Below are 14633 nucleotides of genomic sequence, written 5' to 3'. Positions count from 1 at the left end.
TACAACGAATTCATAAGTAGTGATTTTTATTTTGATAATAAGGTGAGGATAAAATGATTAATGAAAAGATTTTAAGTATAAATAATTTATCTATAAAATACGGTAACCAAGAACCTGTTGTAAAAAATATAAGCATATCAATTGGAAGCAAGGAGATAATAGGAATAGTTGGTGAAAGCGGCAGTGGAAAATCAACACTTATACGTGCTGTACTAGGACTTTTGCCTAAAGGAGCTTCTATATGTTCAGGAGATATAATTTTAAAAGATAAAAATATTCTTCAATATTCTAAGAAAGAATGGCAAGAAATACGTGGAAATAGAATGGCTATTGTTTTTCAGAATGCAGGAGGATCATTAACTCCTATTAAAAAGATTGGTAATCAATTTATTGAAAGTATAAGAAGTCATTTTAACATTTCAAAAACTGATGCATATGATAAAGCAGTTGATATGCTTGAGAAAATGAGACTACCTGATACAAAGCGCATAATGAATTCCTATCCATTTGAATTAAGTGGGGGCATGAAGCAGAGAGTAGGTATAGCCATGGCAATGACTATGGAACCAGAAATATTATTAGCAGATGAGCCAACTAGTGCTCTTGATGTAACGGTACAAGCACAGGTGGTTAAGCAGATGATGGAGCTTAGAGACAATTTTAATACAAGTATAATAATAGTTACACATAATATGGGAGTAGCAGCTTATATGTGTGACAAAATAGGAGTAATGCAAAAGGGTGAATTAGTTGAGTGGGGAACTAAAAATCAGGTTATAGATAATCCTCGATGTGAATATACTAAAAAGCTGTTAACAGCTGTACCTGAATTGGAGGAATGCAATCTTGTCTCAAGAGAAAGAACCAATATTGAAAATAAAGAATGTTACGAAGCAGTTTGATCTACAAGATGGAAAAAAGTTAACTGCAGTTGACAATTTAAGTTTTGAATTATATTCAGGAGAGTGCCTGAGCATAGTTGGTGAAAGTGGCTGTGGTAAAAGTACTTTAGCAAATATGATTACCAATTTAGAAACTTTGACCTCAGGAAATATTATTTATAATAATGAAGATATTTCTAATCTAAGTGGAGAAAAGCTTAGACAAAACCGAAGAAAATTACAGATGATATTTCAAGATCCTTCAGAATCTTTTAATTCACGCATGAGAGTTTTAGAAATTGTAAGCGAGCCGCTTCTAAATTTTAAGCTTATGAATAGAGCAGAAGCTACATTGGAAACAAAAAAACTTTTGCAAATGGTTGGGCTAAATGAAGAATTTATCAGTAGATACCCTCATGAGTTGAGTGGAGGACAAAAGCAAAGAGTTGCGATAGCAAGAGCTTTATCTTTATCACCTGAAATTATAATATGTGATGAAGCTACTTCTGCTTTAGATGTTTCTGTTCAAGAACAGGTGCTCAAGCTTCTTATGGATTTACAAAAAGAAAAGGGTTTATCATATATTTTTATCTGTCATGACTTAGCAGTAGTTAGAAGTATAAGTGATAGAATTCTCGTAATGTATCTTGGAGGCATTGTTGAAGTAATTTATAGTGAAAAGCTTACTACAGCTGCAGTTCATCCATATACAAAGGCTCTTTTAGCATCGGTATTTTCTGTTGAAAAAAGAAAAAATACTGAAATAAAAACAATAGAAGGTGATTTGCCAAGTCCTTCTGATATACAGCCAGGCTGCAGTTTTAATTCTAGATGTACAAAATACAGAGATATATGCTTTAAGGAAAAACCTGAATTAAAAGAAATAGAAAAAGGTCATTTAGTGGCCTGTCATTTATCCGATAACTACCTGCTCTAATACTCCCACCTCTCTAAGTGGGAGTATTAGAGTAGCTACGTCCCTAGATAACGATTTCTAAGCATCAGGTAGAGTCAAAACTCCATCTGATGCCAAGAACTCAGTTTATACCATGAATAGCAGTGATTTAACTGGCTATAAACTTATTATACGAGGAGGTAATGATTGATGCAAACAATAAAAGTAGGAAATATGTGTGCCAAAACTGGAGAAAAAGTATCAGGTTATGTACAAGTAAAGGGAACGGATATAGAACTTCCAGTTACCATTATTTGTGGGGAGAAGCAAGGAAAAACAGTATTTATTTCTGGAGGAGTGCACAATGCAGAATATGTGGGGATTCAAACAGCAATTGAAATAGCTAATGAGATTCTACCATCACAGTTAACAGGAAATATTATTATATTACATTTGATGAATAGAACGGGATTCGAACATCGGACTATGAGTATGGTATATGAGGATGGTAAAAATTTAAATAGAGAGTTTCCTGGAAATGCACAGGGAACAACTGCAGATAGAATCTGCCATACGGTTGTAACAGAATTTCAAAAAAATGCAGATTATTATATTGATCTTCACTGTGGAGATGGGTATGAAGAGCTAACACCCTATGTATATTGTGTAGGAGTGGCTGCTCCAGAAGTTGTTAAAGCAGCAAGAGGTATGGCTGAACTAGTAAATGTCCCTTATTTGGTTCAGTCTCCTTGTGGTAGTGGAGGTTCTTATAATTATGCTGGTTCCTGTGGAATTCCTAGTATTTTGATTGAGAGAGGAGCCATGGGTATCTGGTCGAAAGAGGAAGTGAAACTAGGAAAAGAGGATGTTAGAAATGTCTTGCGCTATTTGGGAGTATTAGAGGGAGACGTTTCTGAAAGAACTTATCATCCTGTTGATGTGGGAAATGTGGTCTGCAAAAATGCCGAACATACTGGCTGCTGGTATCCAACAAAAAGAGTAGGAGATACCTTTAAAAAGGGAGAAATATTAGGGTACATTAAGGATTACTTTGGCAATGTTTTGGAAACCTGCGCTGCTGAGAGGGACGGAATACTACTTCATCAAGTTGGTAGTTTATCCATTATTAAGGGTGACTCCATGGTGGCTTATGGAGAAAATACAATTTGAAGAAGAATATTAATTTAACAGAGGGCATTATATGGAAACAAGTGTTGTTTTTTGCGCTGCCACTGATTGCAGCAAGCATTATTCAACAATTATATAATACAGTGGATTTGATTTTTGTTGGGAATTATCTTGGCAAAGAAGCTGCGGCAGCAGTTGGAGCTAGTTCTTTGATAGTTACCTGCCTGGTAGGATTTTTTACAGGTATGTCAGTAGGATCAAGCGTTGTCATTGCTAATATTTTTGGTTCAGGGAAAAAAGGAAAGGTAAAAGATGCAATACATACAGCAATAGGATTGAGTTTTCTTGGAGGAATATTGCTTTTTATTATTGGTTATATAGGTGCACCTTATTTTTTAAAGTGGATGGATGTTCCGCAAGAAATACTGAAATCTGCTGTTTCTTATATAAGAATCTATTTTTTTAGTCTTATTTCCGTTATTACCTATAACATGGGTTCTGGTATTATACGTGCCATGGGCAATTCGAAAACACCAATGTATATACAACTTATCGGAGGAATTGTTCATGTATTAATGGATGCACTGTTTATAGTTATTTTTGAAAATGGTGTTAATGGAGTTGCATGGGCAACGTTTTTATCGCAGACTATCAATGCTTTGCTGATATTATATTATTTAAAACATACAGAGAGTGAATATAGATTGAAATTTAAAAAAATACGAATACATAAAGAGGTATTGTTACCTATTCTTAAGATTGGAATACCAGCAGGTCTTCAAAGTATTGTAATAACATTATCTAACGTTTTTGCACAATACCATATTAATAGTCTTGGTGTAGAAGCTATTGTTGCATTTACAGCATATTTTAAAGTAGAATTGCCTATTTATCTTCCAATTGTAGCGCTTGGACAAGCAATTACAACGTTTTCCGGGCAGAATATGGGTGCAGGAAATATTGAAAGGGTAAAAAAGGGAGCCAAGGTATGTATATTAATGGGAATAGGTATAACCATAGTATCAAGTACGCTTTTGTTGATATTTGGGCGTCAAGCTTTTGGAATATTTAATCATGATAGAGTGGTAATTGATTATGGAATTAGAATAATCAGAACTTCATTTCCCTTCTATTGGATTTATGTTATTTTGGAAGTGTTAGGTGATACCATAAGAGGTGCAGGAAAAGCAAATCCTCCTATGGTGATTATATTATCAAATATATGCATACTTAGAATTGTATTGCTTTTTGTTATAATGGCTTCCTATCATGATGTTAGAGGAGTAGCAATTACATATCCTATAACTTGGGCTACAACAGCATTATGTATGCTTGTTTATTATTTAAAAGGCAATTGGACGAAGAGTCTCAACTACTAATGTAGAGGAATATGTATAATACGAATTGAGTTGGATACTAGCTGGTAGTTAAAGGAGAATAAGCTATTTGAATAGTATCAAAATAGAACTGATTTGCAATATTTTATCAAATTAAGAACGATATATTTTCAAATTGATACAATTGAAATATTTACTACGTAATATTAAGGACTACAGCATTGGTATGTAAATTGCTTTATAAATAAGTGAATACAGTTTAAAACAAATTTATACATTATGCCTTAAACCCTAAAATAAAAATACTTAAGAGCAGCCCTCCTGCACTTAAGTATTTTTAAATTTAAAAAAATGTACTTGACTTTCAATTAAACATATGTTTAATTGTTCATATAAGCTAGTGAATATTTGACAATATTAAGGAAGAATAAAATGTGCAGCCAAAGAGCATATCCGCGGAGAAAACAAGTGATTATTTAGCAACACATGAAGGATCTGATAAAAAGATATTAAATTTAAGTCATTCATTAGCTACCAGTTAAAAATATTGAAACACTTAAAATTGGTAAAATTCCAGCTAGAAGGAAAAAACATATTTTACTCGTTGGATAATGTCCATGTGAGAATAGTAATAAACATAAACATGAAAGATGTAGAAGAATAATAAAACAACGAAAGGTAGGAGTTTAAAATGAAAAAAAATTATAAGATTGAAGTAGACTGTGCAGCGTGCTCATTAAAGATGGAAGATGCAACAAAAAAGATAGATGGAATTAAGGATGCAGCAGTAGGATTTATGACACAAAAAATGATAGTGGAATTTGAAGATGGAGCTAATGTTGAAGCTGTCATGAAAGAAGTAACAAAAGCGTGCAAAAAGGTAGAACCAGATTGTGAGATATTTGTAAAATAGACAGCTTATCGGGGAGATAGTTATGAATAAAAAACAAAAAGCTACTTTATGGCGTATTATTATTTCAGCCATTCTAATGGTAGCGTTAAATTTCATCCATACATCAGGTTGGACACAATTAGTATTATATTTGATTCCTTATCTGATTATTGGATATGATATATTAAGAAAAGCAGTACTTGGTATTTTTCATGGTAAAATTTTTGACGAAAACTTTCTTATGGCAGTTGCAACAGTTGGAGCAATTATTCTTGGTGAACACTCAGAAGGTGTTGCTGTTATGCTCTTCTATCAGATTGGTGAACTTTTCCAAAGCTATGCAGTAGGAAAAAGTCGTAAAAATATAACTGACTTAATGGATATACGTCCAGACTATGCTAATATTGAAGAACATGGTAAGCTTGTACAAGTAGATCCAGATGAAGTAGTTATAGGAACGTTAATTGTTGTACAACCAGGTGAAAAAATTCCAATTGATGGCATTATTAAGGAAGGAACATCCTCTTTAAATACTAGTGCATTGACAGGTGAAAGCTTACCAAAAGAAGTAGGCGTGGGTGATGCTGTTATCAGTGGATGCATTAACATGTCTGGTGTTCTTAAAATTAGTACAACCAAGGAGTTTGGAGAATCTACTGTATCTAAAATTTTAGAGTTGGTAGAGAACTCAAGTATGAAGAAATCCAGGTCAGAGAATTTCATTACCAGATTTGCCAGATACTATACTCCGATTGTATGTATAGGTGCATTGTTGTTAGCCAGTATACCACCAATTATACGAATGTCTCTCATGGAACTTAATCCTATGTGGGCAGACTGGATTACGCGAGCATTGATATTTCTTGTTATAAGCTGTCCATGTGCCCTTGTTATTTCTATACCACTTAGTTTCTTCGGTGGTATCGGAGGTGCCTCTTCATGTGGTGTATTAGTAAAGGGTTCTAATTATCTAGAGGCTTTGGCAGAAACAAAATATGTTGTATTTGATAAAACTGGAACTCTTACAAAAGGTGTATTTGAAGTAATTGATACACATCCAGTTAATATATCAAAAGAGGTTTTATTGGAATATGCAGCCTATGCAGAAAGTTATTCTAATCATCCTATCAGCAAAAGTCTAAAAGAAGCCTACAAAAAGGAATTGGATGCAACTAGAGTTTCTGACGTGGAGGAGATTGGTGGACATGGTGTTACAGCAAAAGTAGATATTAAAAAGGTTGCTGTAGGAAATGAAAAACTTATGAAGAAACTGAAACTTTCTTATGAGGAACCTAAAAAGGTAGGTACTGTTGTTCATGTGGCAATTGATGGTAAATATGTTGGCTATATTTTGATTTCAGATGTTATTAAGCCAAATGCTAAGATAGCAATTAGTAGATTGAAAGATTATGGTGTGAAAAAAACAATCATGCTAACAGGAGATGCTAAAAAAGTAGCCGATTCAGTTGCAAAAGAACTTGGTGTGGATGAAGTGAGAAGTGAGCTTTTACCTGCAGACAAGGTATCCCAGGTAGAAGAACTTCTTACAAAAAAAAGGACCAAAGAAAAACTTGCTTTTGTGGGAGATGGTATTAATGATGCACCAGTGCTCTCTAGAGCAGATGTAGGTATTGCTATGGGGGCACTTGGTTCAGATGCAGCTATTGAAGCAGCAGATATCGTGCTAATGGATGATGATCCTTCAAAGATTTCTCTTGCGATGAAAATTTCAAGAAAGACCATTGGTATTGTACATCAGAATATTGTATTGGCACTTACAATAAAAGCTGTATGTCTTGTACTTGGAGCCATTGGAATTGCTAATATGTGGTTCGCAATTTTTGCCGATGTTGGTGTCATGATTATAGCTGTATTAAATGCTGCACGAGCTTTGATTGTAAAAAAATAATTCTTATTAAAAGATAGAACAAAAGAGCAATTAAAAAAATAGGGAAAGTCGGTTACTAAAGTATATTGTATCTGACTTTCTTTTTATTTGAGTCATAATATGTAGACTATTCTGTTTGACAAACTTTAATCTCTGAACTATCATTAAGAAAAAGAATTATCAAAGGAAGGGAAAAAGCTATGCCACATTATAATTTACCGCATGATCATGGGCAGAATATAGACAAAATATTAGAAAATATGCCTCAAGTAGAAAAATTTCAAGAAGTAGCTACTTCTTTCCAACAGCTTGGTGATAGTACAAGATTGCGTATTCTTTGGTTTTTATGCCATAGCGAAGAATGTGTCTGCAACATTGCTGCAGCCATGGAGATGAGTGATCCGGCTGTATCCCATCATTTGCGTGTCTTGAGAAACAGCGGTTTGATTGTCAGTAGGCGAGAGGGAAAAGAAGTTTATTATACATTGGCAGATAATGAGAAGTCAAGTCTGTTGCATCATGCTATTGATGCTATGTTTGAAATATCTTGCCCAACAAAAGTATAAACAACGATAAATAATAAAAACCAGCCTATATCTTTAATAATCATGTACATTAAGATATAGGCTTTATTCTACAGGATTATAGCCCCGCTATATACTTTTAATCAAATAATTTACTATTAGAGTAAGGTTCTATTTATTTTTAAAATTTAGTAATAGTGCAGAATTTATAATAACAGCAACTGATCCAAGATTATGTACTAATGCACCAAGTATTGGGTCTAAAATACCTGTCATAGCTAATATGATAGCTGTAAAATTTAAAAGCATAGAAAGAGTTAAATTCCATCTAATTGTGGTCATGGTTTTTTGTGATAAACTTAATAGGTGAGGAATAGATTTTATATCATCGCTGATAAGAGCAATATCTGCTGCATCAACGGCAATGTCACTACCAATATCACCCATGGCAATACCAACATATGCTTTTTTAAGAGCAGGTGCATCATTAATACCATCACCAATCATGCAAACCATTTCGTTATTATTTTGATATTGCTCAATTGCAGACATTTTATCTTCTGGTAAACATTTTGAGTGAAAGTTGCTAATACCAATACTTTTAGCAATATGAGAAGCTGCTTGTGGGTTGTCTCCAGTTAGTAATATGCTTTCTACATTGATAGATTTAAGCTTGCTAATTATTTTTGTAGAATCCTTACGTAAGGTATCAGATAGGGCTATAAAACCAGTTTCGCAGCCGTTTACTGCAATATAGATAATTGTGCATCCATCCTCTTTGTATTTATATGCTTTGTTCAATATATTCTTAGAAATTTCTATTGAATTTTCAGCTAATAATTCTATATTTCCTGCTAAAATTGTATTTCCAGAAACTATTGCTTTGACACCACGCCCTGCAATCATTGCAAATTCTTGTGGTTCTTCTAAATTTGTACTAAATTTGTTTTTAAAATTAGAAACAACAGCTTTGCCTAGTGGATGTTCAGAACGTAATTCAGCAGAAGCTGTTAATGTTAATAGGCTTTCAGAGCTTATGTCATCAGTAAAACTTTCAACTGCTATTACATCAGGTTTTCCATAAGTTAGAGTTCCGGTTTTATCAAAGGCAATTTTAGTTACTTTTGACAATCTTTCTAGTGCATCTCCTTCACGGACAAGAATACCATATTTAGTGGCATTACCAATAGCAGCCATAATTGCAGTTGGAGTTGCAAGTACTAAAGCGCATGGACAGAACACTACGAGAATAGTGACTGAACGAATTATTTCTCCTGTAACAAACCATGTACCAACTGCAGATACAAGAGCAATTATAACTATCCAGGTAGCCCATCTATCTGCCATTCCAACAATTTTAGCTTTGTTTGCATCAGCAGATTCCACAAGTTTAATCATTCTTTGAAGTGAACTGTTTTCACCAACCTTAGTAGCTTTCATATCAAAAGTACCAAATTGATTTACTGTACCACTAAAGACTTCATCATCAATACCTTTATCAACTGGAAGAGATTCACCAGTCATTACTGATTGATCAATGGAAGTTTGTCCAGAAATAATAATGCCATCAACGGCAATAGTTTCGCCTGCAAGTACACGTAGTATATCACCAACTTGAACTTGCTCAGCAGGTATTATACTTTCTACTCCATTATCGACAAATCTGGCAGTGCGAGGGGTAAGATGTACTAACTTTTCAATGCCAGCACGTGCTTTTGCAACGGTATGTTCTTCTAATAATGCGCCTAAGGTCATAATTAGTGAAACTTCACCTGCTGCAAGTATTTGGCCGATTAAAACAGAAGCAATGAGTGCAATTGAAACCAAAACGTCTGCCTTAATATCAAATTCTCGAATAAGTCCTTCAATGGCACCTTTGATAATAGGAATACCACATAAAATAATTGCTAACCATGCTGTATCAATTTTCAAATTTCCAATATGTAAAAAGCTGATAAGTAATGATACTGCTGAAATTATTAGAAAAAATACAGTACGTTTTTCTTCGTTTTTGAAAAAGTCTATTAATCTTTTCATTTCGCCACCTAACCCATTCTTGAAAAATGCTCAATTGCTTTAGCAAATTCAGCAATTGTTTTGTCAGCATCCCCATGTTCTATACCATCACGAACGCAGTGTTGTAAATGTCCCTCTAACACTATTTGGCCAACTTTATGTAGTGCACTTTTGGCAGCATTAATTTGGATTAAGACATCTTCACAGGGAATGTCTTTATCTATCATTTCTGAAATACCTCTAAGTTGACCTTCAATTTTTTTTATTCTTGTTTGAAGTTTTGGAATATCCATACATTGACGCATATTTTTATCCTCCTCAATATAATTAAATTTGATATATACCCATAGGGGGTATATGTATATGCTAATGTGAAAAAGTACCAATGTCAATAAAATTATAGAAGAGTTATGTATATAGAGCTTATTTCGAAATGAAACAAATATTATATAATTTATTCTATGGATATTAAGTCATTAAGACATTGGCATAAGAATTGCTCATTTAAATAAGTACAATCTGATATCAAGTGATTCTTAGGTTCAGATTCAGTTTACTTATAATGATGAACTACTTTTGCAAAAAATAGTAGTATTAGCAATGGTAGTGATCAGATAAAAAATATAAAGAGAAGAGGTATACTTATGATTTACAATGAAAAAAATGAATACAAATATCACCATGGTGAGGAACATAGCCATGATGAAGGTCAACACACACATGAACATGTTCATGGTGGACATAGTCATACGCATGAAGTATCAGCAGATTGTGATTGTAAATTAGATCTTAATAAGGAAGAAGAAACTTTAAAATTATTATTAGGCCATTGGGTTGAACATAATGAGTCACATGAAGAAGGATTTAAAGAATGGGTTCAAAAAGCAAAATTAATGGGTAAATTAGAAACTGCGGAATTTATACAAAAAGCTGTAGAGGCAATGCAAAAGGCAGATGATATGCTTAAAAAGGCTAAAGAAAATATGTAAACTAAGGGGGTCTTTTTATGAATATTCCCAAAAAATATTTAAGTTCATCAATACGTACTAGAGTAGGAAATTATATAAAGGAAGTACAGTTAAAATCTGATAGTGATGTAAAAACAAAAGAAAGAGATATATTAAATATAAAAAATACTCCTGCTGCATTAGACATGTATGAAGATAAGGATATGGTTAAAGATTATTTAATGTTGAACATATGGTAAATGATAGAAAAAATATATTGAAATTGTTTCCTATAAAAATTTATTTTCAATATGAAATCAATTTGATACATTTTATCATTTTAAAACTAATTATAATTTCAAAATGATAAATATTAAAGTATATTCTATGAATATTAAGGGTTAAGGTATTGGCATAAGAATTGCTTTTGTAAATAAGTACAGTCTGATATAAATTTAAGAACCCAAAACCTAATTAACCCTAAATTAAATCAAAAATACTTAAATGCAATCCCTCTTGTATTTAAGTATTTTTTTGCTGTTTCAAAATGATAAAAATATCATTTTGAAACTAAATTTTGTATCTTTTTGATAAAAATGTATAAAATATTGTAATGAATTTCTATTTTTATAGAAGATGATATGTTGGCAATAACAATGATAGGATAAAAAGTACAATATTGGCATAAAAAATGCTTTATAAAAGCATATGGCAATAAAATGACAAATGTAGAAACTATGAGGGGGAACAAACATGAAAAAAATAACTAGCATTTTAGTAAGCATGTTGTTTGTGATTACAGCAATGTTTACTGGATGTGGAAAAGAACAGGCAGCAAACAGTAATAATGAAACTAAAGGAAAAACTTTAGTTTATGGAGCAGAAATGGAGGATGAAAAATTAAATCCAATATTGATAGAATCACATGCGTTTGCCAGTGATTTGATTTTTAGAGGACTTATGAGATTTGATGAAAACAATGTACCTAAACCAGAAATAGCAGAATCTTATAAAATATCAGACGATAAACTGACATATGATTTTAAAATGAAAAAGGGCGTTAAATTTCATGATAATACAGAAGTTAAGGCTGAAGATGTTGTTTTTACTGTAAAAAGTATATTAGATGATAAGGTTAATTCAGAAGTTAAGCCACAATTTGAAGAAGTAAAAGATGTACAGGCTGTAAATGATTATGAAGTTAAAGTTACATTAAAAAAACCTTTTCCAGCTTTATTGGATAAAATGACTGTAGGATTAGTTCCAAAGCATGCTTTGCAGGGAAAAGATATAAATACAGCAGAATTTAATCAAAAACCAATAGGAGCAGGACCATATAAATTTGTAAAATGGGATAAAGGAAGCAGTTTGACAGTAGAAAGATTTAAAGATTATAAAGGTGGAAGACCAGATAAAGTAGGTAATATAGATAAGGTTGTGCTTAAATTCATACCAGATTTTAATGTTAGAGCTATGCAATTAAAAACAGGAGAACTAGATGCAACTTTAATTGACCCTAATCAGGTTGCTAATTTGGAAAAAGAAAGTAAAGTTACTTTAAATAAAATACCTACAGCAGATTATAGAGGTATAATGTTTAACTTTAAGACAAAACCAATGTTTAAGGATGTAAATGTTAGAAAAGCTTTAAACTATGCCACAGATAAAGAAGGTATAGTAAAAGGAATACTTCTTGGCTATGGATTTGCAGCATATTCACCAATTCAACTTAATAAATTTAATGATCCTGATGTAGAAAAATATGAATATAACTTAGATAAGGCCAATGCACTATTAGAGCAAGCTGGATGGAAGAAGGGTGCAGATGGTATAAGAGAAAAAGATGGTCAAAAGCTTCAGTTTACATTGTTTGCAAGAAATAATGATGATACTAGAGTTAAAATTGCCAATTATGTAGCATCTCAAGGTAAGAAAGTTGGTTTTGATATAAAAGTTGATGCAAGAGATCCAAAAGCTATGCCAATAAAAGATACAGAAGCCTTTGTAATTGGATGGGGAAGTCCATTTGATGCAGATGATAACACTTATAAGATATTCCATTCCAGTCAAGCAGATCATGGAAGTGGAAATAACTTTGGTTACTATTCAGATCCTAAAGTAGATGAAGCTCTAGAAAAAGCAAGAACTACCAGTGATGAAAATGAAAGAAAGAAATATTATGCAGATTTCCAAAAGGAAGTAGCAGACAATCCTGCCTTTAGTATGGATGCATATATAACAGCAATATATGGAGTGAATAAGAAGGTTTCAGGATATACAACTAAGAGAGTTTTAGGACATCATGGAGAAGGTTTCTTGTGGAATACTGAGGAGTGGAAGATGCAATGATTTCAAGATTTGTAGTAAAGAGAATATTTCAAGGATTGCTCGTAATATTTTTCCTAAGTATATTAAGCTTTGCTATTATTAATGCTGCGCCGGGTGATCCGGCTACAGCTTTATATGGACCATTAGCAGATAGACTTACCACAGAAGAAAGAACAAGAATAAATAAAAATTATGGAGTTGATAGGCCAGTAACTGAAAGATATGTAAAATGGGTAAAAAGCACGTTAAAAGGAGATCTTGGAATTTCATATTTGGAAGGAAGAAAGGTTACAGATATATTAAAAGAAAGAATACCAAATACTTTAATGTTATTTTCAAATTCAATAATTTTAATATTAATTTTATCGCTTACATTGGGGTTGAAGGCAGGTTTTAATGAAGGTTCCTTTTGGGATAAATTTATAAGCTCATTAAGTGTTATATTTTATTCTATTCCTTCCTTCTGGTTAGCTCTTTTATTTATAATATTTTTTTCAGTTCAGCTTGGTATATTTCCTTCATCAGGAATCAGAAGTGTAGATGGAGATGGGAATATAGCTGATATTGCAAAACATCTTGTAATGCCTGTTTCTGTAATGGTTATTGCACATGTGGGAGCCTATGCAAGATTTGTTCAAGAAAAGGTTAAGGAAGAGAGCAATAGTCATTATGTAACTGCATGTAGGGCAAATGGAATGGGAGAAAGAAAGATAATGAAGGGAATTGTGAAGAATGCATTAGTACCTTTTATAAATTATCTTGGTATAACCATACCTGGTTTCTTTGGAGGGTCAGTTATGATTGAAACGGTTTTTTCCTGGCCGGGCTTAGGTATGATAAGTGTCAAAGCTGCTAATTCTAGTGATTATCCATTACTAATGGGAACTATATTTATAACAGGAGTAATGGTAGTTATAAGTATAATTATAACAGACATATTAGAGCTTTCCATAAATCCTTCCTTGAGAAAGCAGGTGGCATAATGAAAAATAAATCACATGTTGTATGGATAACTATACTTTTAATCGTAATTTTTGGAGCAATTTTTGCTCCTTTTATAGCTCATAATAGTCCTTATGATGTAAATTTATCAAAGGTACTTCAAGGTCCAAGTAATTCTAACATAATGGGCACTGATGCCATGGGAAGAGATATATTTTCAAGAATTCTATATGGAGGAAGAGTTTCACTTAGTGTTGGGATTTTTTCTGTAATGATATCAACTACTATAGGAATAATATATGGAGGAATAAGCGGTTATTTTGGAGGAAGATTAGATAACTGTATGATGAGACTTTTGGATACATTTCTTGCTATACCTACTCTAATAATAATGCTTGCACTTCAAACCATTATAAGAGGTGGTCTTGTAAGTATTATATTAGTAATAGGCTGCACATCATGGCTTGCTACTGCAAGAATAGTGAGATCACAATTTGCAGAACTTAGGGATAAGAATTTTGTTAAAGCTGCTATTGTCATTGGAACACCTACCTGGAAGATATTAATCAACCATCTTCTTAAAAATGGTATGCCAGCCATTGTGGTAATAGCTACTTTAAATTGTGCTCAGTCCATATTTATGGAGGTATCTATGAGCTTCTTGGGAATAGGAGTACCTCAAGGCACACCTTCCTGGGGAAACATGCTCAATAATGCACAAAATGATATTTTATCAGGAGCTTGGTGGGTAGTCGTTTTTCCAGGTATCACCATAATAATTTCTATGTTGTGTATTAACTTTATTGGTGAGTATTTGAAGAAGAAGGTTACTTATGCATAGATTAAAAATAGCTA

14 protein-coding genes are annotated in these 14633 nt (G+C 32.8%); 12 read left to right on the top strand and 2 right to left on the bottom strand.

What is annotated here, in order from left to right; all coding sequences use genetic code 11:
• The first annotated feature begins 53 nt into the window (after nucleotides 1-53).
• The 7 genes from Ccar_RS11765 (at nucleotide 54) to Ccar_RS11735 (ending at nucleotide 7587) form a co-directional block, all read left to right on the top strand.
• Nucleotides 54-902 carry an ABC transporter ATP-binding protein gene (locus tag Ccar_RS11765; protein WP_007060264.1) on the top strand — a complete coding sequence of 283 codons (849 nt, stop codon included), beginning with the start codon at nucleotides 54-56 and terminating at the stop codon, nucleotides 900-902.
• Complete coding sequence (locus Ccar_RS11760; RefSeq protein ID WP_007060265.1) at nucleotides 847-1818, top strand: ABC transporter ATP-binding protein; 972 nt, start codon at nucleotides 847-849, stop codon at nucleotides 1816-1818. Before Ccar_RS11765 ends, Ccar_RS11760 begins: the two co-directional genes overlap by 56 nt.
• A 168-nt stretch (nucleotides 1819-1986) precedes the next feature.
• On the top strand, nucleotides 1987-2946 hold the full coding sequence (locus tag Ccar_RS11755; protein WP_007060266.1) for a M14 family metallopeptidase: 960 nt from the start codon (nucleotides 1987-1989) through the stop codon (nucleotides 2944-2946).
• Entirely contained in the window at nucleotides 2943-4283 is a 1341-nt protein-coding gene (locus Ccar_RS11750) for an MATE family efflux transporter (protein WP_007060267.1), read from the top strand. The genes Ccar_RS11755 and Ccar_RS11750 overlap by 4 nt, the downstream gene beginning before the upstream one ends.
• 649 nt (nucleotides 4284-4932) lie before the next feature.
• Nucleotides 4933-5154 (top strand): hypothetical protein, encoded by a 222-nt coding sequence (locus Ccar_RS11745; RefSeq protein ID WP_007060268.1) that lies wholly within the window; start codon nucleotides 4933-4935, stop codon nucleotides 5152-5154.
• 22 nt (nucleotides 5155-5176) lie between these two features.
• Complete coding sequence (locus Ccar_RS11740) at nucleotides 5177-7042, top strand: heavy metal translocating P-type ATPase (RefSeq protein WP_007064998.1); 1866 nt, start codon at nucleotides 5177-5179, stop codon at nucleotides 7040-7042.
• Nucleotides 7043-7221: 179 nt separating this feature from the next.
• Complete coding sequence (locus tag Ccar_RS11735) at nucleotides 7222-7587, top strand: ArsR/SmtB family transcription factor (RefSeq protein WP_007060271.1); 366 nt, start codon at nucleotides 7222-7224, stop codon at nucleotides 7585-7587.
• Nucleotides 7588-7716: 129 nt separating this feature from the next.
• Here the strand turns inward: Ccar_RS11735 and Ccar_RS11730 are convergent, their stop codons facing one another.
• Nucleotides 7717-9582 (bottom strand): heavy metal translocating P-type ATPase, encoded by a 1866-nt coding sequence (locus Ccar_RS11730; RefSeq protein ID WP_007060272.1) that lies wholly within the window; start codon nucleotides 9580-9582, stop codon nucleotides 7717-7719.
• 8 nt (nucleotides 9583-9590) lie between these two features.
• Nucleotides 9591-9866: a metal-sensing transcriptional repressor gene (locus Ccar_RS11725; protein WP_007060273.1), complete on the bottom strand. Its 276-nt coding sequence runs from the start codon at nucleotides 9864-9866 to the stop codon at nucleotides 9591-9593.
• A gap of 339 nt (nucleotides 9867-10205) precedes the next feature.
• Between Ccar_RS11725 and Ccar_RS11720 the strand changes: the two genes are divergently transcribed.
• The 5 genes from Ccar_RS11720 (at nucleotide 10206) to Ccar_RS11700 (ending at nucleotide 14619) form a co-directional block, all read left to right on the top strand.
• On the top strand, nucleotides 10206-10550 hold the full coding sequence (locus Ccar_RS11720; RefSeq protein WP_007065000.1) for a DUF8180 domain-containing protein: 345 nt from the start codon (nucleotides 10206-10208) through the stop codon (nucleotides 10548-10550).
• 17 nt (nucleotides 10551-10567) lie between these two features.
• The gene (locus Ccar_RS11715) at nucleotides 10568-10768 is read left to right on the top strand and encodes a hypothetical protein (protein ID WP_007060274.1); all 201 of its coding nucleotides are present in this window, start codon (nucleotides 10568-10570) and stop codon (nucleotides 10766-10768) included.
• Nucleotides 10769-11261: 493 nt separating this feature from the next.
• Nucleotides 11262-12857, top strand: a complete 1596-nt coding sequence (locus tag Ccar_RS11710) for an ABC transporter substrate-binding protein (protein ID WP_007060275.1) — start codon at nucleotides 11262-11264, stop codon at nucleotides 12855-12857.
• On the top strand, nucleotides 12854-13819 hold the full coding sequence (locus Ccar_RS11705; RefSeq protein WP_007060276.1) for an ABC transporter permease: 966 nt from the start codon (nucleotides 12854-12856) through the stop codon (nucleotides 13817-13819). Before Ccar_RS11710 ends, Ccar_RS11705 begins: the two co-directional genes overlap by 4 nt.
• Nucleotides 13819-14619 (top strand): ABC transporter permease, encoded by an 801-nt coding sequence (locus Ccar_RS11700; protein WP_007060277.1) that lies wholly within the window; start codon nucleotides 13819-13821, stop codon nucleotides 14617-14619. Before Ccar_RS11705 ends, Ccar_RS11700 begins: the two co-directional genes overlap by 1 nt.
• Nucleotides 14620-14633: the final 14 nt, after the last annotated feature.

The sequence above is a fragment of the Clostridium carboxidivorans P7 genome (assembly GCF_001038625.1).
Lineage (GTDB): Bacteria > Bacillota > Clostridia > Clostridiales > Clostridiaceae > Clostridium_AM > Clostridium_AM carboxidivorans.
Note: the sequence above shows the minus strand (reverse complement) of the source record. Positions and strands in the feature narration are given on the sequence as shown.

Excerpts from the sequence above, each read along its gene's own strand:
- Ccar_RS11700 (WP_007060277.1), top strand. The coding sequence starts at position 13,819 with ATGAAAAATAAATCACATGTTGTATGGATAACTATACTTTTAATCGTA.
- Ccar_RS11745 (WP_007060268.1), top strand. The coding sequence starts at position 4,933 with ATGAAAAAAAATTATAAGATTGAAGTAGACTGTGCAGCGTGCTCATTA.
- Ccar_RS11705 (WP_007060276.1), top strand. The coding sequence starts at position 12,854 with ATGATTTCAAGATTTGTAGTAAAGAGAATATTTCAAGGATTGCTCGTA.
- Ccar_RS11725 (WP_007060273.1), bottom strand. The coding sequence starts at position 9,866 with ATGCGTCAATGTATGGATATTCCAAAACTTCAAACAAGAATAAAAAAA.
- Ccar_RS11735 (WP_007060271.1), top strand. The coding sequence starts at position 7,222 with ATGCCACATTATAATTTACCGCATGATCATGGGCAGAATATAGACAAA.
- Ccar_RS11720 (WP_007065000.1), top strand. The coding sequence starts at position 10,206 with ATGATTTACAATGAAAAAAATGAATACAAATATCACCATGGTGAGGAA.
- Ccar_RS11740 (WP_007064998.1), top strand. The coding sequence starts at position 5,177 with ATGAATAAAAAACAAAAAGCTACTTTATGGCGTATTATTATTTCAGCC.
- Ccar_RS11730 (WP_007060272.1), bottom strand. The coding sequence starts at position 9,582 with ATGAAAAGATTAATAGACTTTTTCAAAAACGAAGAAAAACGTACTGTA.
- Ccar_RS11755 (WP_007060266.1), top strand. The coding sequence starts at position 1,987 with ATGCAAACAATAAAAGTAGGAAATATGTGTGCCAAAACTGGAGAAAAA.
- Ccar_RS11765 (WP_007060264.1), top strand. The coding sequence starts at position 54 with ATGATTAATGAAAAGATTTTAAGTATAAATAATTTATCTATAAAATAC.
- Ccar_RS11710 (WP_007060275.1), top strand. The coding sequence starts at position 11,262 with ATGAAAAAAATAACTAGCATTTTAGTAAGCATGTTGTTTGTGATTACA.
- Ccar_RS11715 (WP_007060274.1), top strand. The coding sequence starts at position 10,568 with ATGAATATTCCCAAAAAATATTTAAGTTCATCAATACGTACTAGAGTA.